Annotated in this window: 28 protein-coding genes, 1 tRNA gene and 1 pseudogene; 22 read left to right on the forward strand and 8 right to left on the reverse strand. The window is 41.5% G+C overall.

The annotated features are described in order from the left end of the window. Positions 1–24 precede the first annotated feature (24 nt). The 6 genes from GC096_RS29815 (at position 25) to GC096_RS29840 (ending at position 4,835) form a co-directional block, all read left to right on the forward strand. Positions 25–750, forward strand: coding sequence for an ABC transporter ATP-binding protein (locus GC096_RS29815; protein WP_171635390.1), 726 nt, complete (start codon positions 25–27; stop codon positions 748–750). Further along, the gene (locus GC096_RS29820) at positions 737–1,489 is read left to right on the forward strand and encodes an ABC transporter permease (RefSeq protein WP_171635392.1); all 753 of its coding nucleotides are present in this window, start codon (positions 737–739) and stop codon (positions 1,487–1,489) included. Before GC096_RS29815 ends, GC096_RS29820 begins: the two co-directional genes overlap by 14 nt. A gap of 12 nt (positions 1,490–1,501) precedes the next feature. Next, positions 1,502–2,926 carry a sensor histidine kinase gene (locus GC096_RS29825; protein WP_171635394.1) on the forward strand — a complete coding sequence of 475 codons (1,425 nt, stop codon included), beginning with the start codon at positions 1,502–1,504 and terminating at the stop codon, positions 2,924–2,926. 18 nt (positions 2,927–2,944) lie between these two features. Continuing rightward, complete coding sequence (locus GC096_RS29830) at positions 2,945–3,640, forward strand: response regulator transcription factor (protein ID WP_171636183.1); 696 nt, start codon at positions 2,945–2,947, stop codon at positions 3,638–3,640. Between the two features lie 32 nt (positions 3,641–3,672). Further along, complete coding sequence (locus GC096_RS29835; RefSeq protein ID WP_056612580.1) at positions 3,673–3,951, forward strand: DUF2277 domain-containing protein; 279 nt, start codon at positions 3,673–3,675, stop codon at positions 3,949–3,951. A gap of 140 nt (positions 3,952–4,091) precedes the next feature. After that, entirely contained in the window at positions 4,092–4,835 is a 744-nt protein-coding gene (locus GC096_RS29840) for a DUF1906 domain-containing protein (RefSeq protein WP_171635395.1), read from the forward strand. A gap of 50 nt (positions 4,836–4,885) precedes the next feature. Here GC096_RS29840 and GC096_RS29845 read toward each other — a convergent pair whose 3' ends face one another. After that, a complete protein-coding gene (locus GC096_RS29845) occupies positions 4,886–6,052 on the reverse strand; it encodes a hypothetical protein (RefSeq protein WP_171635396.1) in 1,167 nt (388 codons plus the stop codon). 144 nt (positions 6,053–6,196) lie between these two features. Here GC096_RS29845 and GC096_RS29850 point away from each other — a divergent pair, with 144 nt between their 5' ends. The 9 genes and pseudogenes from GC096_RS29850 to GC096_RS38920 all read left to right on the forward strand — a co-directional run bounded on the left by GC096_RS29850 (position 6,197) and on the right by GC096_RS38920 (position 14,695). Next, entirely contained in the window at positions 6,197–7,027 is an 831-nt protein-coding gene (locus tag GC096_RS29850) for an alpha/beta hydrolase family protein (RefSeq protein WP_171635397.1), read from the forward strand. Positions 7,028–7,209: 182 nt separating this feature from the next. Beyond that, positions 7,210–9,216: a methyl-accepting chemotaxis protein gene (locus GC096_RS29855; RefSeq protein WP_171635398.1), complete on the forward strand. Its 2,007-nt coding sequence runs from the start codon at positions 7,210–7,212 to the stop codon at positions 9,214–9,216. 395 nt (positions 9,217–9,611) lie between these two features. Continuing rightward, a complete protein-coding gene (locus GC096_RS29860; protein ID WP_171635399.1) occupies positions 9,612–10,919 on the forward strand; it encodes a PIN-like domain-containing protein in 1,308 nt (435 codons plus the stop codon). Between the two features lie 109 nt (positions 10,920–11,028). Further along, positions 11,029–12,282: pseudogene (locus tag GC096_RS29865) on the forward strand (IS1182 family transposase); the annotation flags it as partial. A 544-nt stretch (positions 12,283–12,826) separates the two neighbouring features. After that, on the forward strand, positions 12,827–13,312 hold the full coding sequence (locus GC096_RS29870) for a Panacea domain-containing protein (RefSeq protein ID WP_171635400.1): 486 nt from the start codon (positions 12,827–12,829) through the stop codon (positions 13,310–13,312). Beyond that, complete coding sequence (locus GC096_RS38910) at positions 13,305–13,742, forward strand: hypothetical protein (protein WP_246303047.1); 438 nt, start codon at positions 13,305–13,307, stop codon at positions 13,740–13,742. The genes GC096_RS29870 and GC096_RS38910 overlap by 8 nt, the downstream gene beginning before the upstream one ends. Before the next feature lie 71 nt (positions 13,743–13,813). Further along, positions 13,814–14,065, forward strand: a complete 252-nt coding sequence (locus GC096_RS29880; protein WP_171635401.1) for a hypothetical protein — start codon at positions 13,814–13,816, stop codon at positions 14,063–14,065. Continuing rightward, positions 14,031–14,291 carry a M15 family metallopeptidase gene (locus GC096_RS38915; protein ID WP_246303048.1) on the forward strand — a complete coding sequence of 87 codons (261 nt, stop codon included), beginning with the start codon at positions 14,031–14,033 and terminating at the stop codon, positions 14,289–14,291. The genes GC096_RS29880 and GC096_RS38915 overlap by 35 nt, the downstream gene beginning before the upstream one ends. Next, on the forward strand, positions 14,288–14,695 hold the full coding sequence (locus tag GC096_RS38920; protein ID WP_246303049.1) for a M15 family metallopeptidase domain-containing protein: 408 nt from the start codon (positions 14,288–14,290) through the stop codon (positions 14,693–14,695). The genes GC096_RS38915 and GC096_RS38920 overlap by 4 nt, the downstream gene beginning before the upstream one ends. 197 nt (positions 14,696–14,892) lie before the next feature. On the opposite strand, the gene GC096_RS29890 is transcribed toward GC096_RS38920, so the two are convergent. Further along, a tRNA-Val gene (locus GC096_RS29890) sits at positions 14,893–14,965 on the reverse strand. A gap of 358 nt (positions 14,966–15,323) precedes the next feature. On the opposite strand from GC096_RS29890, the gene GC096_RS29895 reads away from it, so the two are divergent. Continuing rightward, positions 15,324–15,518, forward strand: coding sequence for a hypothetical protein (locus GC096_RS29895; RefSeq protein ID WP_028558119.1), 195 nt, complete (start codon positions 15,324–15,326; stop codon positions 15,516–15,518). A gap of 46 nt (positions 15,519–15,564) precedes the next feature. Here the strand turns inward: GC096_RS29895 and GC096_RS29900 are convergent, their stop codons facing one another. From GC096_RS29900 to GC096_RS29910, 3 genes are all read right to left on the reverse strand, one after another. Next, positions 15,565–15,855, reverse strand: a complete 291-nt coding sequence (locus GC096_RS29900; protein WP_171635403.1) for a hypothetical protein — start codon at positions 15,853–15,855, stop codon at positions 15,565–15,567. A gap of 201 nt (positions 15,856–16,056) precedes the next feature. Then, the gene (locus tag GC096_RS29905) at positions 16,057–16,269 is read right to left on the reverse strand and encodes an alpha/beta-type small acid-soluble spore protein (RefSeq protein WP_056612568.1); all 213 of its coding nucleotides are present in this window, start codon (positions 16,267–16,269) and stop codon (positions 16,057–16,059) included. A 160-nt stretch (positions 16,270–16,429) separates the two neighbouring features. Further along, positions 16,430–16,588, reverse strand: coding sequence for a hypothetical protein (locus GC096_RS29910; protein ID WP_171635404.1), 159 nt, complete (start codon positions 16,586–16,588; stop codon positions 16,430–16,432). Between the two features lie 287 nt (positions 16,589–16,875). Here GC096_RS29910 and GC096_RS29915 point away from each other — a divergent pair, with 287 nt between their 5' ends. The 3 genes from GC096_RS29915 (at position 16,876) to GC096_RS29925 (ending at position 18,526) form a co-directional block, all read left to right on the forward strand. Continuing rightward, the gene (locus GC096_RS29915) at positions 16,876–17,202 is read left to right on the forward strand and encodes a hypothetical protein (protein ID WP_056612566.1); all 327 of its coding nucleotides are present in this window, start codon (positions 16,876–16,878) and stop codon (positions 17,200–17,202) included. Positions 17,203–17,379: 177 nt separating this feature from the next. Next, positions 17,380–17,931, forward strand: coding sequence for a superoxide dismutase family protein (locus GC096_RS29920; protein ID WP_171635406.1), 552 nt, complete (start codon positions 17,380–17,382; stop codon positions 17,929–17,931). A gap of 22 nt (positions 17,932–17,953) precedes the next feature. Further along, positions 17,954–18,526 (forward strand): hypothetical protein, encoded by a 573-nt coding sequence (locus tag GC096_RS29925; protein ID WP_171635407.1) that lies wholly within the window; start codon positions 17,954–17,956, stop codon positions 18,524–18,526. A gap of 73 nt (positions 18,527–18,599) precedes the next feature. Here the strand turns inward: GC096_RS29925 and GC096_RS29930 are convergent, their stop codons facing one another. After that, a complete protein-coding gene (locus tag GC096_RS29930) occupies positions 18,600–19,025 on the reverse strand; it encodes a CBS domain-containing protein (protein ID WP_171635409.1) in 426 nt (141 codons plus the stop codon). Positions 19,026–19,124: 99 nt separating this feature from the next. On the opposite strand from GC096_RS29930, the gene GC096_RS29935 reads away from it, so the two are divergent. Then, complete coding sequence (locus GC096_RS29935) at positions 19,125–19,583, forward strand: divergent PAP2 family protein (protein ID WP_171635410.1); 459 nt, start codon at positions 19,125–19,127, stop codon at positions 19,581–19,583. A gap of 79 nt (positions 19,584–19,662) precedes the next feature. After that, positions 19,663–20,100, forward strand: coding sequence for a GNAT family N-acetyltransferase (locus tag GC096_RS29940; protein WP_171635412.1), 438 nt, complete (start codon positions 19,663–19,665; stop codon positions 20,098–20,100). Here GC096_RS29940 and GC096_RS29945 read toward each other — a convergent pair. Further along, a complete protein-coding gene (locus GC096_RS29945; RefSeq protein ID WP_171635417.1) occupies positions 20,097–21,710 on the reverse strand; it encodes a sensor histidine kinase in 1,614 nt (537 codons plus the stop codon). The two genes, GC096_RS29940 and GC096_RS29945, sit on opposite strands and share 4 nt — an antisense overlap. A gap of 169 nt (positions 21,711–21,879) precedes the next feature. Beyond that, a complete protein-coding gene (locus tag GC096_RS29950) occupies positions 21,880–22,632 on the reverse strand; it encodes an MBL fold metallo-hydrolase (protein ID WP_171635420.1) in 753 nt (250 codons plus the stop codon). A 135-nt stretch (positions 22,633–22,767) separates the two neighbouring features. Between GC096_RS29950 and GC096_RS29955 the strand changes: the two genes are divergently transcribed. Next, positions 22,768–23,667, forward strand: a complete 900-nt coding sequence (locus GC096_RS29955) for an alpha/beta hydrolase (RefSeq protein ID WP_171635421.1) — start codon at positions 22,768–22,770, stop codon at positions 23,665–23,667. The last annotated feature ends 62 nt before the right edge of the window (positions 23,668–23,729 follow it).

Consider the following 23,729-nt stretch of genomic DNA (forward strand, 5'->3'; position numbering starts at 1 on the left):
GAGATTTTTTAGGGAGATGATGAATTGTCAGTCAAGGCGATTGAAATAACGGGCTTAACGAAGTCATTTACAAATGGCCGAGGAATCAGCGATTTAAATCTAGAGGTAGATCAAGGGGATATATTCGGTTTTCTTGGACCGAATGGTGCTGGGAAGACGACAGCGATGAAGATGATTACAGGACTTATGAAGCCCGATCAAGGCGATGTGAAGATTTTCGGAGCGAGCGTGGCAGATGACTATGTCAATGCAATGAAGCATGTAGGCTGTATCATTGAAACAGCGGAATCGTATCCCTATTTGACGGCAAATGAAAACTTGAGACTGTTTGCAAGATTTTATCCTGACATCGATCAGCGAAGAATTGACGAATGTCTTGAAATCACAGGGATGCTGAAATATAAAAACGAGAAATCACAGAAATTTTCGCTCGGGATGAAACAACGATTGGGGATAGCGGCTGCGATTCTTTCGAGACCGAAACTGTTAATTTTGGACGAGCCTTTAAACGGATTGGACGTGGAAGGGATGCTGGAGATGAGAAAGTTGATCAAACAGCTGTCCCAGGAAGGCACGACTTTCTTTATATCCAGCCACTTGATTCATGATGTGGAATTAACGTGTTCGAGAATCGGGATTATTTATGGCGGCAAGTTGGTTAACGTCGATTATACCCAAAATATTCTGTCATTTTATTCATCGCTTGAGAATTATTTTGTTAGTGAGGTGGACAGGAATGGTAGGCTTTAAAGCTGCATTTATGAATGAATCTGTGAAGCTGCTTAAAAAGAAAAAAATTATGGCAGCGGCGATACTATCCATTCTTGCCGTAGTGATCGGTCAAATTGCGGTAACAACGATTAAGCATGGCCTTGGATTGAGAGTTGTAGGGAGTGTTGAATTTCCTATAGCCGTACTGACGTTTATTGCCTATACGCTATTACCGTTATTTGCGATATTTGTAGCGATTGATATGTTTAATGGTGAATCCTCGTCGAACACGATGAAAATAACGCTTCTAAGACCAGTGTCCAGATTCGGCGTATTTAGCGCAAAAGTTTTGAATTTAGCGCTGTTTATTGCTGGCAACTTGTTGTTTATTATGGTCCTTTCGCTAATAGCTGGGTTTGTATTCAACCCTTCGTCCGCCAGTTTGGTTGGAATCGTAAAGGTACTTGTGTCATATGGTTTAACGTTTTTCCCTGTATTTGTGTTTGCACTTATTGTCGTGCTGTTAGCGAATGTAATTCAAGGAGGACTAGCCGTATTTTTCCTATCCATACTTGTGTTTATTGGCTTTAACTTCCTAGGCATTGTATTCTCATCTTATTCGAGTTTTTTTATTACGTCGATGTTTGACTGGTATACCCTTTGGATATCTGAATCCATCAATATCTTCAAAATAAGCCGCCAGATTCTAATTATGCTCGGTTGTGGTATCATGTTATTTACTACGGGGTATTACTTGTTTGACAGAAAGGACATATAGAAAGGAATCTACATGCACTTAACAAAACGTTTTTTCACGATGAATACGCTGGCTGTGCTGTTTTCCATTGGTTTGACGATCTTGGCTGTCATTATTTTTGTTGCTACGTATACGAAAGTTTTGGGCCGTGAAGCCGGTATAGAGCAGTTCCAACGAGCGTTTGAGGTTCGTGCAGCCATTAGTGAGATCAAAAAAGAAGCGCTGACCCTAGGGTTCGAGGGACTCCTTGATAAGACCTATCAACAAGACCTCACTGATCGTGTGAACGTTTTGAATGCCAGTGCGATCCTTATTGTGGGTAGAGAGGTAATGTTCGCCACACAGCATTTTAATAAGATAGATATAGAGAAAAGCTTAATGCTGTCCAGTGAGTCTAATCGCAATGAAATCGAGCTTGATGGCCAAACGTATTTGTTTAACCGAGCGGATTTCAAACTGTCATCTGGTGATTCGGGTATTCTGCTCCTGCTTGCGCCAATCAAGGTGAATACAAAGGTATATTGGATGCTTGGCATCTTTACGATTGGTTTTTTCACCGTTGTATTTTTGCTGATGAATGCTTGGATTTCCTATAAATTCTCACGAAGTATCATCATTCCGATCTCCAGATTAAAAGATGCCGCGGTTAAAATTAGGGAAGGCGATCTTAGTGGCGAGATTTCCGAGGATGGCGAGGGCGAAATTCGGGAATTAGGGATAACTTTGGAGTTAATGCGAATCAAATTGAAGGAATCTGTGTATTTGCAGCAAAAATATGATGATAATCGAAAGTTTCTAGTTTCAAGTATTTCACATGACTTAAAGACGCCTGTGACTTCCATTAAAGGCTATATCGAAGGCATTATTGATGGCGTAGCTAAGACGCCTGAGAAGATGGAGGAATATCTGGAAACCGCCCGTTCCAAGGCTATTTTGGTCAATGCGATGATTGATGATCTTCTCTTATATTCTAAACTCGATTTGAATCAGCTTCCTTACCATTTTGAAAAGAGCGATTTGACCAGTTATTTCGAGGATTGTGTTGCTGATCATAAATATGAATGTGAGAAGGCGAATGTAGCCATTGCCTTAATAAATGAATTAAAAGAGCCTGTCAAAGTATTAATTGATGGCGAAAGATTAAAGAGGGTCGTGCAAAACATCATTGACAATGCCATGACATATGCCGGAAAAGCAAATGGCAAGATAGACATCATACTAAGAGAAACTAGAACATCTGCGATTATTGAAATTAAAGATAACGGTAATGGCATACCCGAGGACAAGCTTCCTTTTATATTTGAACGATTTTATCAGGTAGATCCTTCAAGAAAGAATGGAAGTGGACTGGGTCTAGCTATAGCAAAGCAAATTATTGAAGGGCACGACGGGAAAATATGGGCAAAGAGCGCTGTAGGTGAGGGAACTGGAATTATGATTTCACTTAAAAAGTTCTAAACATGTTCGGAGGTTATGATGAAAAGAATTTTGATTGTCGAGGATGACCAGAGCATTGCCAATTTGCAAAGAGATTATCTGGAGTTAAGCGGTTATACCGTTAAGATGGTAAACAACGGTACGGATGGTCTGAGAGCACTCAAGGAGGAAGAATTTGAGCTTGTTATCTTAGATATCATGCTGCCCGATATAGATGGATTTGAAGTATTGAGAAGCATTCGTGAGCATGATGATATTCCCGTGCTTCTAGTATCCGCAAGAGCAGAGGAAATTTACAAAGTGAATGGACTTGGCCTCGGTGCGGACGATTATATTACGAAGCCATTCAGCTCAGGTGAGCTTGTGGCACGAGTAAGTGCTCATCTGAAGAAGTTCGAGCGGATGAAGGAGCGGTTCGGTAAAGGCATGGAAGGGAGCTCGATCCAGATCAGGGGTCTTGAGCTTCAGAAGGATGCCAGACGTGTATTTGTGAACGGAAATGAAGTGGTTCTGGCTCAAAAGGAATTTGACCTGCTGCTGTTTCTTGTCCAATATCCTAATCGGGTATTTGGCAAGGAAGAGTTATTCGAGCGGATCTGGGGAATGGATGCGATGAGTGACGCCTCTACGGTAACGGTCCATATTGCTAGAATTAGGGAGAAAATCGAGGAAACTCCTTCTAAACCTCAATACATAGGAACTGTTTGGGGATCTGGGTATAGATTTATGGTATAGTAAATAGGATACTTGGCCCGAAGGAGTACGATATGTGCCGAAATATTAAACCACTTTTCAACTATGAACCGGTCGTGACAGAGGATGAAGTTCGGGCGGCGTCGCTGCAATTTGTGCGCAAGATCTCTGGGTTTACGGAGCCTTCAAAGGTGAATGAAGCTGCGTTTCAGTTGGCTGTGCAAGAAGTAGCTTTGGCAGCACAGAAGCTCATGGATTCATTGGTTACGAATGCGGAGCCTCGGAATCGAGAAGTAGAAGCGCAGCGAGCCAAAGAACGAAATGCCATTCGCTTCGGCACGAAGGAAGTTTAATGGATTGTAGGAATGGGCATATCTCCATGGAGATATGCCTTTTTTCATGCCCAAGAACGGGACTTTAGACGCCTGATGGTGTCGGGTCTCGTTCTTTTGGCATATGCTGTGAATACCAATTCGAAAGTAGGTGATGGCAAGTGACGAAAGGGTTTGATTGTTCAACACCGCTTACGGCACAAAAAGCGGCTACTTTTGTCGGACAGGGTTATACATTTGTTGCCAGATATTTGGTGCCAAGTGGTGCAAAGGCATTAACGAAATCAGAGTCTGACGCAATTAGTGCAGCAGGCTTACAGTTGGTTTCTGTTTATGAGACAACGGCGAGTCGTGCTCTTGGTGGTAGAAGTGCTGGTTTGGCGGATGGTGCTACAGCTTTACAGGTTGCCGCGCAAGTAGGGCAGCCGGAGGGGAGCTGTATCTATTTTGCTGTTGATTTTGACGTATCATCTGCCCAAATGGAGGCGGTTATCGCGTATATAAAAGCAGCGAGTGAAGCTACGCCTGCTTACACGACAGGGGTGTATGGTTCATACGCTGTTATGGAGGCCGTTTACGCCGCAGGGGCCTGCTCTCGGTTCTGGCAAACCTATGCGTGGAGTGGAGGTAAGAAATCGACGTTTATTAACATTTATCAATACCTCAACGATGTCTTGGCGAATGGTATTGCTGTTGACTATGATGAATCGTATGGGAATGAAGGTTGGTGGAATAAAAGGACTACACCAGAACCACCTACCTATCCACTTACTGTGAAAGATGCCAATGCGATCATTCCCTTCCTTTCTGCGGGATATGGGGCAACCTCATCCGCAGCTGCACAGAATGAGTTCCATCGACTGGCCAATGAATTACGTAGGGTTTCGGGTCAATCTTTGCAATAACATAAAAGAAAGCCCGGCTATTATGGATATTTCCATAGTGCCGGGCTTATTCATTGGATCTCTGCGCTGCGTATGTACCACCGATCTTGTACGGAGGCACGTTCAAGATGGAAGAGCACGCGGCGACTCGACACCGCGGAGGCTTTAGCAGCTGTCATCGTTACATCGACAGCTGTGTCGAACTGCAGGAGCTGGGATGTATCCAGCTCCTTGAACTTGGACAGGCGGCGCATGCTTCGCACGTGCATCGCCTGTTCTTGCCCTGTGGTGACCTGCAGCAGCTGCAGGTCACCTTGGTGTGCGGCGCTGATCCATACGTCGATCAGCGCCCAGGGCGAGAGCTTGCTGACGTAGTCCGTCAGCAAGCCTGCGGCTCGGTGCACCATGACCTGGTGCGCCGGGTCAACGGAGCGGGAGCCATGGGTCACGCTCCCGAGGAAGTGAATACAGAAATGACCGTTGAAGTCATTTCCCGGTATACCATCACCGCCATGCGGCATGCCATGCATGGAGGCGGCAAGCGTGCGGCCATTCAGCTTCACGAGGACCGCGCGGCGGTCCCAGCTCCATTGGCCGCCATAAATGCTTTTGAGCGTCGCGGAGTCGGTTTTCGTTAGCGGTTGTACATCCGCATGGTGGGAGCCCGCGCGACGCTGCCCTTCAAAGCTAAGTCCGCTCATCACATCAACGACGGTAAATGAACTGAATTTGGGGAGAACGAGACTTGCTTCTTCCCAAGGCAGCATCTCGCCATAATGCTTCGCGCGAAGGGTTTGTACTTGCATGTGAAGCGATTCCTGAGCTGATTTGGGGAGAGGGATATGTTGCTTTGAAGTCCAATCAACGACCTCTCCGTTTGGGGTGACCCCAAGAAGGATGGTTTGCCCCTTTTTGTCATACGTAAGTGTGGTGTCTGGGGGAATCGCTTCTAAAGAAGCATCGGCAGCTGTACCCTCTTCCAATGCGCGTTGTAATGCTTTATTGACGAAGGAAAGTTCAGTTTGATAAAGAGCTCCGGGCGATGCTTTCACTTGAAGTTGAATGGTTCCAGTCTCCACAGCCGTCGCTTGGTGTAACGGCTCCATATGCTGTGCTTGCGAACGACTGTTAATTCCTTGACTCAAAAGCGGAGTTAGAAGGAAGGTGAGAAATAGTAGTCGCAGTTTACTGCGTTTTCGGCTTGATAACAGGGAAACTTCCTCCTTATCGTAGGGCATTTTTGTCAAAGATGCGAGTTGGTTGTTTTACAAGAAATTTACAGGCTCGGTTGGCTAAAGTTGTCTTGTCTGAGTTAGATTGTGATAAAATGACAAAAGTATACGATTGATTATTGATTTGGTAACGAAAGGCAGGAGAAACAGATGGAGGACTATAAAGGAATACCTTTTGAACTACATATGTCAGAACAGCGTATCGTACGAGGCGATATTTATAAAGCAAGGCAAGAACCGAGTAAGGGTACATTATTGCTTTTGCATGGTTATAAAGGCTTCAAAAACTGGGGGATGTTCCCCCATGTCGCAAGCGAATTAGCGGAAGCTGTTGATGTCGTTGCTTTGAATTTTTCCCATAATGGAGTGGGGGACAATTTGATGGATTTTACCGAGCTTGAGAAATTCGCAGGTGATACATATACCAAAGATCTAGAGGATATACAAGTTATTATTGCGGATATTCATAAACATGTAGGCACGGATAAGCCAATTCTCTTACTGGGTCATAGCAGAGGAGCGGGTGTGAGCTTGATCTATGCGTTGGATCATCCTACGGAAATTACTGGCGTCATCAGCTGGAATGGGATTGCTCATGTCGATTTGCTCACACCTGAGAATAAAGCGGAGATGAGGGCCACGGGCCACTCCTATACCTTGAATGGACGGACGAAGCAGATGATGCCGCTCCATCTTGAAATCCTAGAAGATATGGAACGCAACGAAGAGAGATTTGATATTGTTGGCAGAATTCGTGAAGCGAGCTTCCCAATTACACTTGTTCAAGGCATGGAAGATGGGGAGCGGTTGCTCAAAGGTTCTGAGAAGCTAGTCGCGAACAACCCAGACATTCAATGGGTGAAAATTCCAGGGGGTAACCATACATTTGGGAGTGTTCACCCTTATCAAGGAGAGACGGAGCCACTGAGAATGGCGATCGAGGAGACAAAAGGTGCAATACGTAGCATGCTAAATCTGTAAAAAAGGTGTTAAAGGGCTTTCTGGGAGTAGATCATTTCTACTTCTGGAGAGCTTTTTTTAGTACTATTGACCTACAAAATTACAACCTTCCGTCGAATGATAGATATTATTGCAGGAATATGTTGGAAAATAGCGAAGGAGAACAGGTGGAATCATAGAAATTTCAGAAAAGGGAGAACAAGATGGCTATCAAATCAATCAAGTACAAAATCATTTGGCCCTTAATGCTCGTGTTGTTTGCAGTGTCCGTAGGAACAGCGGCAATAACGTATCAGCAGACGGCTGAAAGTCTTCATGAAAAAGGCTTCAGGACACTAGAAACAGCTCGAATTGGCATTGAAAACGCGATAATTGCGAGAAAGACAACGGAAAGTGTGATGGAGAAGGAGATGGTCGGACAAGCTGCCCTTCTTTCGTATATATACGATAAAATCCCGATGACCTATAAGCAAGCTGTTGAAATAGCCGAGCGCTCCGGTATAGATGAATTTTGGATTACTAATGCACAGGGTCAGTTGGTACTGACGAATGCGGGCGAAAAGATTGATTTCAATTTCGGTGCTGATCCTAAAAATCAAGCCTATGAGTTCATGGATTTAATTTCTGGTAAGCAAAAAGTTGTTACACAACCGGCTCAACAGCGAAGTGTCGATCCAAAAGTGTATAAATATGTGGGAGTGTCCGGTTGGACATCGCCACGTATTGTACAAACGGGAAGAGATGGGGCTACGCTAACTGAACTCGATAGTAAAATAGGAGCGAAGCCAGTGCTGACGCAATTAAAGTCGGAGCTAGGCGGAGATGTGCTATTCGCGGGCGTCGTTGATTCCACGGGCAAACTCGTTGCCTCATCCGATGATGCTATCTCGCAGTTAGATCCGAAGCTGCTTGACTCCCTTAGCGTAAGTTTAGCTGGGGACCACAAAGCGTATAAGTCGATGTCGTACAATGGTACGAAAGCCAAGTATTATTTTAGAGCTTTGTCGACAGGTCAAGTGCTGGTACTGACATTGTCGGAGCAAGTGTTAACAAACTTCTTTTACACGACGTGTATTACCACTTTGGTAGGTTTACTGATCGCAGGCGCAGTATTATTTTATATTGTTAGCCGTGAGTTCAAAAGGCTGGAGAGACTGCAATCCGCGATGGTTGCGATCGCTCAGGGGGATGGAGATTTAACAAGAAGGCTTCCCGATACCTCAATGGACGAAATCGGCAGATTGTCGACAGCGACCAATCAATTTATTGAGAAAATTCATGTGATTGTCAAAGATGTTAAACAATCTGCGAGCCTGAGTAAAGGCAATGCCGATCATATTAAAGATTCGATGAAGCAAACCAATACGATTTCGCATGAAATTAATACAACCATTCACGAATTGGCAACAGCCGCTTCAAGCCAGGCGGAAGTCGTGGAGGATGGGTTGAAGGGCGTTCACGAGTTGGCTGAATTGATTGACGACACGAAGGGACATGTTCACATTCTACAGAATAATAGTGCCATTATTCGTGAGAAGGAAGAGCATGGGGCGGAAGCGATGCGCGCGATGATCGAGTTAATCCGCAATAATGTTATTGTGACCAAAGCAGTAGCGTCCAGCGTAAGCATACTTATGCAGGATATTGACGCCATTAAAGAGATGGTCAGCACGATTCACGGTATCTCGAGACAAACGAATTTGCTCGCGCTTAACGCTTCGATTGAAGCAGCACGGGCTGGGGAAAACGGCCGAGGATTCGCCGTAGTTGCTGCTGAGGTGAGAACACTTTCCGTTCAAGCAGGTGAGGCATCTGAGCATATTCAGACGCTGATTGAGAATGTCATACATTCTGCACAGCAAACATCCGCAGCGATGGAGCAGTCACTTCACATCGTAGGCTCACAAGAAGAGAACGCAGGGCAGACATCAGATACATTTGATTTCATTCATTCCTCTTTGCAACAAATCCATGAATCCATTGAAAGTATCTCGGCAGATATGGCACATGTTGATAACCGTAAAAACTTAATCGTTGGCTTTATTGAGCTCTCCTCCGCGAGTTCCGAAGAAACGGCAGCAAGTTCCGAGGAAGTTTTGGCGAACGTGGAGACGCTCGGTCAAATGTTTGAGCGTGTACATAAAGAATCGATCGAGCTTCATGATCAGATGACAAGTTTGCAAGATGTGGTTGATAGATTTAAGGTGTAGAGATCTTAGTTTAAGAACCCCTGGAAGGGGTTCTTTTTGCATTTGGGGAGAAGTGTAGGGAGGTTGATGCAGCAGTAGTTAAACGATTGTGATGGGAAAAAAAAAACCGCGAAGCACTAGGCTTGACGGGTTTCTGTTATATATGACCTGTAGTGAGCTCGAACCACTGACCCTTACCCTGTCAAGATTAATTGAGGAGTACTTATAGTAAGCAATTATTTAAAGTAGAAGCAGTTATTAAGTAATGAGTAACCTCATGTATCCTGTAATTATTTACTTTATGTGACCAAAAATGTGACCAATTCTTTATTATTTCAAGTCATAATTTTATAGATAACCAATTCAACTTCTGTTATAATTTTCCTGATTGAATTCATTATGTGATGGTGATTTAGTTGAGAGAAAAATTCATAAGTTATTATAGACCAACTGTACAAGAATTTGATCAATTGTGGAACGAAGCTATTTTTGTTTTTGATGCTAATGTACTTCTTAATTGTTATAGGTATTCTAGTCATCTTAGAGATTCACTATTTACAATATTCGAAGTAATTAATGATCGACTCTGGGTCCCACATCAAGCTGCATTGGAATATCAAGAAAATAGGCTTACTGAAATTATTAAGCAAGAAAATGCATACGACAATATCAACAAAATCTTGCTTTCAAAATTAAACGAAATCAAATCTGAAATTGATAAATTTTCTCGTCATTTAACTATCGATGTCAGTGACATATATATAAAAATTAAAGAAACTGTTGATGTTCTCTGCTTTGAAATAAAAACAAAGAAGGAAACACATCCGAATTTGCTTAATAATGATGAAATTGGTGATAAGCTTACTAGTTTATTGTCAAATAGAATTGGAGATCCTTATACACAGGAAAAACTTACCGAAATCAATGAAATAGGCGAAAAAAGATATATAAATAAAATTCCACCAGGGTATAAAGATATTTCAAAAACAGAGAAAAAATATTTTGATGATTTAGTACTGGAAAGTAAATTTGGAGATCTAATTTTATGGTTTCAAATTCTTGAGAAAGCAATTCAAGAAAATAAATCGATAATTCTTGTAACTGATGATGTTAAAGAAGATTGGTGGAAGAAAGAAAGTGGAAAAATAATTGGGCCACAGCCATCATTAATTCAAGAAATGAAAAGAAAAGCAAATGTTGGATTTTACATGTATCAAACTGACCAGTTTCTTGATTTTGCTAACAAATTTTTCCAAATCAATACTTCACAAAAAGTTATTGATGAACAAATTAATGAAATTAAAAGTGTTCGTGAAACATTGATGTGGGTGAATGAAAATATAAGCAGCGGAAAGTTCATTAGATCACATTTTCGAACAAAGAAGGATGGTACTATTTCGGAATTACTTTTTGATGATTATATTAATAACAATAGTGCAATTAACCTTGCGACAAAACATAAGCCTCCAGTTAGTTTACATGAATATATAAGACGAACAATTATTCCTATATTAAACATAAATGAAAATTTTTTGGAATATTTAACAATAGGGGAATTTAATGATTACATAAATACTAGACTTAAAGAAGTTAAAGATGATGAATTAATCGCACTTTGTGAGGAATTTGGTTGGATTAATAATGATCTGGAATTTACAGATGAAGGATTAAAAAATATTATACAGGCTTTAGATAATACAGATAACGAAAAAAGCAGCCAATAGTGGAGACCACTGCAAAACGAATACAGAATCTGTAAAAACAGCTCCAGTGCCGCATAGGTACTGGGTTTGTTGTATAATGGAAGAAAAGGAAAAGCGGAGCTGAAATTTCATGTTATCCTCTGGCAAACAATTAACCGAATCATTTCATGCGGAATTATATAAACTCATTCCTAAAGATCACTTGCTTTGAAAAATTAATGAAACTGTCAATTTCGGCTTTATTCGCGAACTAGTTAAAGACTCATATTGTGTGTACTATGGCAGACCAGCTAATGAGCCGGAGCTGCTTTTTCGGCTAGTATTTCTTCAGATCCTTTACAATCTCTCTGACGAGCGAATCATTCAGGAAACACAGGTTAATCTTGCATGCAAATGGTTTGCGGGGCTTAATCCAGAAGATGCACTTCCAGATTCATCACAGTTATCTCGTTTTCGTAATCACCGCTTAGGTGCAAGTCAAGTAGACGTTGTGTTAAAGCGAGTTGTTCAGCAATGTATCGAACAAGGTCTAATTAAATCCATAACTATCATTATGGATGCAACTCATACGCTAGCCGCGAGTCAAAAACAACGTCCACTAGATGTACTTCGAGATGCTGCCAAGCGACTGTTTCGAACGGTAATCAAACGACACCCGAAGTTGCAGAAGAAACTACCTGCATTGGGAGAAAAGGTTGAAGAAATGGTTCCTGACCATGAAGGTGCCTTATTGGAGAAACTACGAATTGAGTAGCAAATTGTGGAGGATGAGCGTTTACTTTCTCAAAAAGGGATTCTTTCAGCGATAGATCCAGATGCAAGGTTTGGATGGAAAAGCAATATAAATCATTCTTTGGTTACAAAGAACACTTGGCTATGACGGAAGAATAGATAATTACTGCCGTAGTCTTAACAGCTGGTAGTGCGGATGACGGTAAACAATTCCCAAAACTGTTAGCACAATCACAAGAAAATGGTATGAAGATTACGGAAGTTATTGCAGACACGGCCTACTCTGGTAAAGATAACTTGGTCGAAATGAAGGAAGAACAGATTCAACTAGTTGTTCCTCTTAACTCAATTGTTCATAGTGGAGGTTTAAAACAAGAAGGCTTCGAATACAACAAAGACGCTAACTTTGTTATTTGTCCTTCGGGTGAACATAGCATTCGAAAAGCTGTACAAGGCAGTAAACAGAGCGGAGAAAGTCGATCACTAGTTTTTTATTTCAACTTTGAGAAGTGCAAAGCTTTCTCCACTACGTGAAGGTTGCTACAAACTAGGATCCAAAAGCAAAACATACTCAATCCGATTAATAGCGGAGCACTTCAAGGAGCAGATTGAGTTCGAACTTAGTGACACTTTCAAGAAACGGATAAAGCAATGATTCTTGGCTTCTCGTATCCTTCAGGCCTAAAACACCGTTCTCCTGGTAACTCGCACGCCATCTCTTTCCCGAGGCTCTAACTCTTTGGATCCCAATTACTGTCATGATATTCATGTAACCAAGGATCTTCTACAGAGCGAGTTTAACTCAGAGACGAAAAAATCGATGGTCTAGAACGTGGACTAAGTGAGATCCGCGACAATAGTAAAGCAAACAAACAACTTGCTCCTGCTTGGGGACAAGTGGCTGTTGTTGCTGTTGTGGTTGCAATCGCTGCTTTATGGAAGTAATTACACCTGTCACTCCTTTGTTACTAACGGTACCATCCAATACCTACCCGATTGCACTCACTCACTTGCTGGACAGACAATTGAGTTACCTAATATTGGCTAAGGTGTGAGTGGTTGTTTGTATTATTTCCACTACTTGACAATATCATGTATACAAAAGTACGTAAATGTGGCATAATATATGTGAGTTGTTGTTCGTATTTTGTTCGTGTTTTTATTCATCTTAAAAGTAATGTTTGGAGGTTATCTATATGTCGAAGGTCACTTTTAATGATGTGGCTGATTATTTTATTAGTTTGTCAAATGAAACAGGAAACTTAATTTCAAACTTAAAACTACAAAAACTTTGCTATTATGCACAAGCATGGCATTTAGCTATTTATGGCGAAGAGTTATTTGATGCAAAATTCGAAGCATGGGTTCACGGCCCTGTCATAAGAGACTTGTACAATATTTATAAAAAGCATAGTTGGAAACCGATCATTCGTGAAGATTTGAATCAAGACTTTATAGATAAATTCAATAAAGAAGTTGGATCTAGCACAGCAGGCTTTATGGATGATATTGTTGACGAATATTTTGGAATGACTGCGTATGAACTTGAGTCTCAAACACATAAAGAAGATCCTTGGAGAATTGCTAGAAAAGGATTGCCTGACGATATGCCCTGTGATAATGCCATCGAGAACCAATGGATGATAAATTATTACAGAGAGTATGTGACTCCTATTGGCTAAAAAATTCAAAAAACCTGTCCATGAAGATAGGAAGGCTTCTGGAGTGGGTAGTAATAAAGAAGATATTCAAAGCTATGATTCATTAGTCAAGTTCTCATTCAAATATCTTGATGTCAATCATGAAAAGTTTCAAATTAGTGATAGGCAGGTTACATATTTTTTAAAGTTTATCGAAAGAATGAAGGGTATATCTTCGCATACGGTACAAAGACTCTGTTCATCTTATGATAAAAGAGATACTTTGAGATTCCATGATATTGACTGGGACAGATCGACCGAGAAGTCATTTGGCATACCCAAAGAGGATGAGATAGTCGATAAACCTTGGCAGTTTGCAATTTCAGTCAATGAACATGGCAGAATTCACGGCTTCTTCATCGGTAATGTATTTAACGTAGTTTGGTTTGATCCAAATCATCAACTTTGCTAATTTTACAAGTCACTCCAACCACGGAGTGGCTTTTTTGCTGTGTCTAGAATTATTAAAAGGAGAAATAAAAAATGGTTATTGATAAAGTTAAAGTACTTCGTTATTTATCTCTCGTACTAGCGATCTGTGGTATCGGTAACATGATTGCTGGTCATTACGGACATGGAATTTCAGATACCGAAATTGATTTTTATGCTAATGTAATTAGTTATGCTGCGTCGATTGTATTAGGTGTAACTGTTGAATCTAAGATGATCTCGGGGTGTTTAAAGGAAAGAGTGGAGTTTGATGCTAAATCTCGCCCAAATATTGGCCAAGAGTGAAGCACGAGTTAGCAAACTACATTCTACTGTTGCTCAGAGGGCAAGACAATTGATTATAGCCACGTATGGCGAAGGTATTAACATTGTAATAGTTCAAGGATTGCGCACAATGGATGAGCAAGCAGCCTTATATGCTCAAGGGAGGACAACAGTAGGATCAATTGTAACGAATGCTAGGGCTGGATATAGCTATCATAACTACGGTCTAGCATTGACTTCGCCTTGATTGCTGATGACGGTTACAACGTCTTGTGGACAGTTAATGACAAGTGGAGAAGAGTTGGAGAGATTGGTAAGTTATTAGGATTTGTTTGTAGTGGAGATTGGACATATCAGAAGGAAGGTATCGTTGATTTTCCACACTTTGAAATGTGCTTTGGTTTAAGCATTAACGACTTGATTAAAGGTGCGAAGTTACCAGAATTAGAAGAGGATGACGTTATGAATAAAGTACTTGAATACGAAGATTGGGCATGGACAGAATTGGATGCTAATCTGGGTGATGCTTATAACGAAGGCACATTAGAGGAATGGCAATGGGTTCAATCGGTGAGAGATAAGACTCTAGTATACAAGGATTTATTGTTACTGAAAGTATTGATTGACGAGAGGAGACGGAAGAAAGCATAGAAGATTTATCGTGGGGCACTTATCATGCTCCCTTTTTTTTCGCAAACTGATTGAGACACTTCTTTCCTTGTGGCAAAAATGTTTCAATCATTTTTATGCCCCCTAAAATGCCCCCTGAAATTATGTTTCCCAATACTAATAATTTTAGGAAACAAAAAAACCCTTATGAATCAAGGGTTTAATCGTCTTTCGCGGTATGACCTGTAGTGGGCTCGAACCACTGACCCCTACCCTGTCAAGATAGTGCTCTCCCAGCTGAGCTAACAAGTCGTTTATAGATACAGGTATCAATATACCAAAAAAACGAGAGATTGTCAATTGTTGGGCTGCGTTACTTCCGCCAGAAAAAGATCAGCTTATGCAGGATGGAATAAGGTTTTCGTCTCTTTTTGGACCGCGGAATGAAGGAGAATGGCTCCGATTGTTCGAGTGGAGAATCTGTTTCTTTAGCGAGTAGAAGGGATAGCTCATCCGGTGTAATTCCTCGTGATGTCATTGCAAGATGTCAGCCTCTCTGGTCATGGAAGTGAAATTAATGTACCATAATTCAGCGATGTTTCCTAGTATAGCTTTCATCTTGCGTGAATTTATGGTAACTTGAGAACATTAGAGTTTGGGAGGATTGGCTATGACGAAACAACAACATCGTTGGAATTTACGTTTGAAGAGTAGTAATGTGTATTTAGGTACGGTATACCTTGGCGATCCACTGCCTGAAGTGGAAGATGTGATCATGATCGGCGAGAAGAAATATACGATTCTTGAGCTCGGAAGCACGCGCGACGCAAGTGACGTTTTTGTAGAAGAAGTGAAGAAGAAGTAATGGAAATAGGCGAAGGAGCAGATCCAAGTGATCTACTCCTTCTTTTTTATGTGATGTGGTATAAGGACGCAAGGCAATCAACGAACATTTTGTTATACTCTTCACGTGTGAGGTCTTTACTGCAAGCGATGTCTCTTCCCAAAAATTGAAACCAAGTGATTTCTGTAAGATTTTTCTTGTACACAAACTTGTCATGCTGAATAAGAAAGGTATCATTTTCAAAAAAAGGTACTTTGTCAAATTGCAGGGCTGATTCGTTTTGCTTTTCGCTCACTAATGTGGCCAGAAGAATTAACATGCGGAAAGGATCGCGGAAAATTTCGTATTGCGTGGTCATGGTTTCAACACTCCTTTTTCGGGTATCCGAGCAAGGTTATCATACTAAAACCAGAGGATTAATTATAGATGTTAGTGTAAACTGGTGAGGAAATTCAAGGAAAATCGGAGGAATTTGAAGGAAAGAGAAAAAAGACTGAAAGTCACTCTAAGGAGGATAGAGTGATTCAGTCTTTTTTGAGCTTGCTCCTACATCAAAGGATTAGCGTTTGTAGCCGCCTAAAGATTGTTCAGCCATTTGCACTAATCTTTTTGTGATGTTGCCACCGATTGAGCCAGCATCACGTGTTGCCAAATTACCGTTGTAACCAGAAGGGGAGAGAGGGACACCAATTTCCTGAGCGACTTCATACTTCATTTGATCAAGTGCTGCCTTTGCTTCTTGTACGACTAAAGTGTTTGATCTGTTAGCCATTCAAAATCATCTCCTTTTTATTGGTACACCTGTATTATTTGAATGTTCAGATTATTTATTCGTTGAAATCAAAAAAAATAAATTTTTTAGTATGTAAAATCAATAAACCCCCAACTGTGAAGTTGAGGGGGATATTTGATCATGTATGATAACGGTTACATTATTCTTCGGATTGTTCTGCTTCTTCCTCTGCAGCAGCTGCTTCTTCAATCGCTTCAGCGATTACTTCTTCAGCCTCTTGACTTACCACTTCTTCAGTGGATTCAGCAGAGTTTTCTTCTTGCTCATTTTGTTGTACTACTTCTTCTTCTTGGCTCATTTTTGTCACCTCCTCTGATACGTATAGTAACATTGTAGCACTTCTAATAGGTTATACAAGTAGGTTGAGAGCGAATCTATCAGATTTAATGTAGACTTAATAGTTTTGTCATTCTATAGCGGAATTGTCTTGCAAAACAAGTCGAATACAAGGAGAAAATCCGCTATTTTCGCGGGTTTCAGCTGGTGTGCATGTTTTGTTTTACTATGAATATAAATGAGGCTAGGCAACAATATTTATTGTTTTACTATGCTGAGTTTCTATGAAAACTCATAGGAGGAATCCGAATGAATCGGTCGGATGTTATTTTAGAGCTACAACTTGTACCGGAGTTATTGAAACAAGCGGAAGCCATTTATGTCGATGCCGTATCTGAATTGAATTGGGCAAAGCATATGCTTCTAACGAAGGAGTATGAAGTGATTGGTGAAGGGCTAGTAACAGGAAAGAATGAGCTGCAGCGGCAGGCGGAATTATGGCCATACACGAAAGAGTTGCAGAAACAGGTTTTACAGATGGAAGACGCGGTTGAGCATACGAAGGTGGAATTTCACTTTTACAAACGAAAATTAGAAAACCTACAAATCATCGCTAAGCTTATGACTATTTTATAATCTCATTTAAAACGAACATGGAAGAGGACGCCTGTAATCGAAAGATTGCAGGTTTTTTGTCTTTTCAAAGGATGAATTAGAAAATTTGTTAGTTGGTATGTGGTTATCGTGAAGGGCAGTTGTGCATCCTAAGGGTAGAATATACCAAAGTGTGGTTTTACAGGAGGATTGTACAATATGAAAACAGTTCAAATGATGATGACGGCTAGCTTGGGTCTCATGATAGTGACAGGGTGCCAGTCAGTTCGAAGTACCTCAGTATCAGAGGCCACCACATCGCCGGAAACGATTCGTGTAGCGCTCATAGGATCTAATAACCAATCAGTAGGTTCTGCGCAATTAACCGCTGTTAGAGACGGTGTACAGATGGATGTAGAAGTCAGCGGACTTTCTCCTGGCCTTCATGGTCTGCACATTCATGAGAAGGCTATATGTGAAGCACCAACGTTTGATTCGGCAGGAGCGCATTTCAATCCACATATGAAGGAGCATGGCTTCCTTAATCCGAAGGGTGCACATGCCGGTGATTTGCCAAATCTCATTGTAGATGCACAAGGTAATGGGCGATTTAGCAGTGTTACGAAAGCCGTCGTCTTAGAAAAGGATAAGCCTAACTCGCTATTTAAACCGGGCGGAACTAGTTTAGTTATTCATGAGAAGGCAGATGATTTGAAAACAGATCCATCTGGCAATTCGGGTAAGCGGATTGCATGCGGTGCTGTGAAATAAGGGAAGGAAGGGTTTCGACAACATGATCAAAACACAGGATCTCAAGCTGCAAATGGATGAATTAACCAAACAAAATGATATGGTACTCATTGAATTAGAGCAAGTCAAAAAAATGTTGATATCAAGTGCGCAAGGCTCACAAGACAGCCAGGGGCAGCAGCAAGCTTCCTCTAGCAATGGAACTGCTTCGTCAAACGACTCGACACAAGATACGTCCCAAGGTCAAGGCCAAGGCCAAAGTCAAGGTCAAGGTCAAGGTCAAGGTCAATCACAAGCTCAAGGCCAACCACAGGGTCAGAATCAGAATCAGAATCAGAATCAGAATCAAGGTCAAAATCAAGGTCAAAATATGAAATCAGACCAAGGGAATTCAAATAATCAGCAAGTCACTGATTTGGCGAATGAACTTTTGAAAATTAAAGATTTAGTCGTGAAACTGGAACAAAAGACGTCCCAGTACGTCAGCAGTCAATCGAATGGCTCGCTAACGGAAAAGGATGCGGTGAATCTCATTTTGACATTAATGAATGGGATGGTTGATTGGGCGAGCGAATTTGTCTCGTCCAAGGCTTCTTCCAATGGACAAGTGCAGTAACTTTATCCCATGTAAAAAAACAAAAAAGGCTGAGTTCTCTCAGCCTTTTTACTATGCCTATAAAGTAATAAAATTAGGACTGTACAGCGTTGGCTTGTAAATTCATTTGTTTGGCGCAATACTCGATAATTTCGCTACGTCTGACAATTCCAATGAATTTGTCGGAATCATCGACGACAGGTACGAAGTTTTGTGCTTTTGCCAAATCAATCAGGTCAACCATGTCAGCATGAATATGAACGGGTTTATTTTTAACACGTAAAGGAACCTCTTCAAGTACATGGCGGTGAGCGTTCTCAAAGCCGATATGCGCTGCATTTTTGAGAAACCAAAGTAAATCTCCTTCCGTAACGGTTCCTACATAATGACCATCATCAGAAAGGATCGGAACAGCGGTATATCGATGGTACTCCATGCGCTCCAACGTTTGACGAAGGGTTGCTTGTGGAGTCGCGGTAATGACCTCGGATTTAGGTAACAGGAAAAAAGCGATATTCATCAGTCACACTCCTTACAAAAGAATCAATGTGTCTAGTATAGCAAACTTTGCGCATAGAATCTAAACCTGTGATGGATGCTAGTAGTGAGGTGAATGGAAATGAATCGAGCATTGACTACAGCTGTGATCGGTATAGGTGCCGCTCAAGCCATCAAATTACCATTAACGTATATGTTCAGTAAAAAATGGGATTGGTCACAATTGGTTCAAACTGGTGGAATGCCGAGTTCGCATTCTTCTGGCGTTACGGCCCTCGCTACCTACATTGGGATGAAAAGAGGCTTTTCAGCCATAGATTTCGCGGTTAGCTCCATATTCGGTGCTGTCGTCATGTATGATGCGATGGGCATTCGTAGATCCGCTGGCGAAATCGCGGTAGAAGTGAATGATTTAGACGAACAGGTTGAGCGAATTGCACTGCAGCACCCGGGGATTTATCACGCCAGAAGAAGGAAAGCGCTAAAGGAACGATTAGGCCATTTACCACGGGAAGTTGCAGCTGGTGCTCTGTTAGGATTTGCGATTGGTGCTTGCAGCTACTTGTTGGAACGAAAGTAAAAGGTATAATCACTCCTGTGGACAACTTTTCCGGAATGGGATAAGATCAAGAAACGATCTTAGAGAGGAAGATGCCCACATGGAAACGATTCGTGTTACAACAATGGATCAACTGAAAGCTTGTTTTGCTGTGCGATTTAACGTATTTGTGGATGAACAGCAAGTACCCGCAGATCTTGAGATGGATGAAAAGGACGAGTCTCCTGAAGCCTGCCATCATTTGCTCATCATGGATGGTGAAGTTCCGATTGCGGCTTCCAGATGGTATGAATACCAAGAAGCAACAGCCAAATTGCAACGTGTCGCTGTCTTGAAAGCGTATAGAGGAAGATCGCTTGGGAAACAACTCATACATGCTATGGAACAACAGGCTCTCGAGCTAGGTTGCAAATATGCGATTCTAGATGCGCAATGTCAAGCAGAGGGCTTTTACAGTCAGTTAGGCTATACGGTGATCTCCGATGAGCCATTCTATGATGCCGGAATTCTGCATGTCAGAATGAAGAAAACTCTTTAACTTACAGCTGAATTGTCATTCCCATTGGTCATATTAACGGCAAGTGGGAAAGTAAGAATAAATCGCGTCCCTATACCGAGCTCACTCTCTACTTCTAATGTACCTTGATGATCCTGTACGATTTTATAGCAAATCGATAATCCCAAACCTGTACCCGTTTCTTTGGTTGTAAAGAAGGGATGGAAAATCTTGTCGAGTTGATCACTCGGTATGCCAGGACCATTATCCGCAATGACTAAAGTCGCGTTCTTCTGATCGCGGCTTAATTTCATGTGGATGGAACCGTTTGATTCCATGGCTTCGCAAGCATTCTTCATCATGTTTAACAAGAGTTGTATCATTTTATCTTGATCCATAAGCATGTGAACGGCATAGGTTGACTCATAAAAATGGATCTCATGTCCCGAGCTGGTCGCTTCTGACTCAATGAGCGAAATAACTTTGAGCACGCATTCATTCAACGAATGGGTTTGAAAGACAGTTTGGTGTGGCTTAGAGAATTGAAGGAACTCACCCGTTAAATCACTCATCCGATCAATCTCATCCATGATGAGTCCGTACCAATTTTCAATATTGTAATCGCTTGCTTTTGATAATTGCAGAAAACCTTTCACCGTTGTTAAGGGATTTCGAATCTCATGAGCCATACCAGAAGCTAGTTCGCCAACGACACGCAGTTTCTCTGAGCGCTGCATTTGCTCTTCGCGTTTTAACCAAGATTCACGTTTCTTCATAAATAGATTATGCTCTGCGTGCAAAATAAGATCATCTTTCGTCAGCGCGTCTTGTGGAAAGATGGCAATACCATATGTATTTTGAATCCCAGTAAGCTTAGGGAGTTCAGAATCCAGCTTCTGTTGATAGGAGGCTGTTGTCAGAAAATCTTTGTTAAGCGGCATAACGACAGCGAATTCATCGCCGCCATATCGCGAGATAAATAGTGCTTCTTTGAATAGGATTTGAAGGAGATCAGCCATTTGCTTTAGCACGAAATTACCAGCTTGAAATCCACCAGAGGTATTCATTGCCTTCAGATCCGTGCAGTCGATAAGAAACAGCACAAGGGGCTGATGAAGTTTGATTTGCTGCTCGAGTCTTCGATGACATTCTTCATAATTATAGAGACCAGTAAGGGAGTCTTTTTGCGTTAATAAATGACGCTCATTGCGGATACGTTCCAATTTGCCACTGCGGAGATGGATGGTTCGTGTTAGCCAAGTGACGGCAGCAAAGTCGAGGATACTCATAAATCCAAACATGTTTTCTCTAGATGCCGAATGTGTGATGGAATTAACCGTAGATAAATAAATGATCATGGCGCTTACGGATAGTCCCCATGCTCTCCACTTATTTTCTTCCTTGTAGGAATAATGTGAAAGCGCTAATAAAAATAAAGGATAGCATAAGGCAGATTGTCCAAGTACGTGAAGTGAACCAAGAAGGAGTAGTTGAAGCCAAGGTATAGCCGGATGTGAAGAGTGGAATCGAACGGATAAGACAAATAGACAAACAGCTAGAAGAAACAAAGGGATATTCAAGTCCGCGTGCAGATAAATCGTATATAGGCCATACAAGATTACATACACATAATAAAACCCATTGATATTCACCGTATCAGCTCCCGATTGGAAATTTCCTCCGTTCATACACTCTTGTGACATGTTCTATGCTTGTCATAAAATCCCTGCTGTTCACGAAAAAAAAATGAGAAATGATGGGGGGAATTATCGAAAGAAGCCCTGAGAAAATTAATTCTCAAGGCTTCAGCTTGCAGCAAGATCAATCGGAGATCTTGATGATTTCATGTTTGTGGATAAAGGTCATGGGACCTGTTTGACCAATGAATTCTGTCATGTGATCGTCATAATGCATCAAATATATGAGTTTCTGAATATCCTCTGGGAGGGTAAGTAGTTCTTCCAATGTTGTATGAACATAGCCTGGTCCGCTTAATTGACAATCGTGAAAAATGGTGTGACAATTTCTTGTATGGGCAACTTCGTTGAGGAGAAAGTCTTTATTAAATTGCAAATCAGCACTATAGAATGTCCGGTGATTAATAAAAATCGAATAGTTAAGTTTCTGAGCAACGTGCAAGGTAGGGACGATTTCAATTGTAAGCTCAGGTGATAGTTGATAAGGAACTCTTTCCTGTAGAAAAACGAGTTCGAAATAGTCCTGAAGCTGATGGAAACCATCCTCCGGATTATAAAGTCCGCCTTTCAAACTATTTTCCCAAAGAACTCCAGCTAATGCCTCTGTAACATAAAGCGTCAAGCGTTTGCGGTTATATTGATAGAATAAACGAAAGGCTACTTCTTCAAGGCCACCTATATGATCAGCATGAATATGTGAAATGAAAATTCCATCAATTTGATCTAGCTCTATCGCAATCTCGCTAAGTGATTTAGGCACTGTGGGTCCACAATCAATAAGAATAGTGGCATCGGTAGTTCGAATTAATGCACTTGTATTGTAATACAATTTGGAAAAGGCACTGCCGGTTCCCAACATTTGAATTTGCAAACTCATTCAGTGTCCTCCAATTTTCGACAAAATCCATCTTTTTCTAATGTAACATGGGAGGTTGCTGACTTTCAACCACTATATATAGAAATAAAGAAACAGTATAGTGAAAGTAAACAAATAGAAGGTGTTGATTTCAAAATGATTGGGTTACTAGTTAGTGGTATTCTTTTGCTGATTGTGCTTGGTGTTGTTGGACTTTCAACCTATGTGGGGTGGCAACTAACGCATCCTAAACGGAAGATTGTGGATGATACCCCAGAGAATTATAACTTGCACCGAAAGGATGTCTCATTCCCAAGCCGAACAGAGGGGGTACTGTTAGATGGCTGGTACTTGGAATCGCCCCAAGCGCAGTCTTTACCTGAAACCAAGACAGTCATCATGTCACATGGTTATGCGGGTACACGACTAGAAAAAGGTCTTCCAGCCTTGTCATTGGCTCAAGCACTTGTGAATGCTGGCTATCATGTTCTGATGTTTGATTTTCGGAACTCAGGACGTTCAGAAGGGAAAACAACGACAATTGGCTTCCTAGAGAAGGAAGACATCCTTGGTGCTATCGATTGGGTCCAGAGCTATGCTTGCAAACCAACGGAAATTATATTACTTGGATTTTCGATGGGAGGCACGTCGTCGATCTTAGCTGCTGCTGAGGCGAAAGATGTGGCAGGTGTCATTACGGACAGCGCATTCAGCCAATTGCTCCCTTATCTCAAAGAAAATTTACCGGTGTGGTCGAAGCTTCCACGCTACCCTTTTACCCCGTTGATTCTATTTATTTTGCCAAAATTGATAGGCGTGAATCCCCATGCTGTTGATGCATTAGCTGCCGTTGACCGAATTGTGCCAAGGCCGATTTTGTTCATTCACAGTAAAGACGATCAAGCCATTCCTTATACCAATAGTTCCCAGATGTACAAGCGTCATCCAGAGGATTTTGAGCTATGGATTACAGAGAAAGCAGGGCATGTCGGTTCCTTTCAGCTTGAATCAGAAGCATATATTAAGCGTGTACTTAATTTTATTGCAAAATGTTAAATTCATCGCAACTCTTCCTAAACATCGGCGTATAAAGATGCAGACAGACAGATGACTAACGA

Origin of the sequence: Paenibacillus plantarum, assembly GCF_013141695.1 — a bacterium.
Classification (GTDB): domain Bacteria; phylum Bacillota; class Bacilli; order Paenibacillales; family NBRC-103111; genus Paenibacillus_E; species Paenibacillus_E plantarum.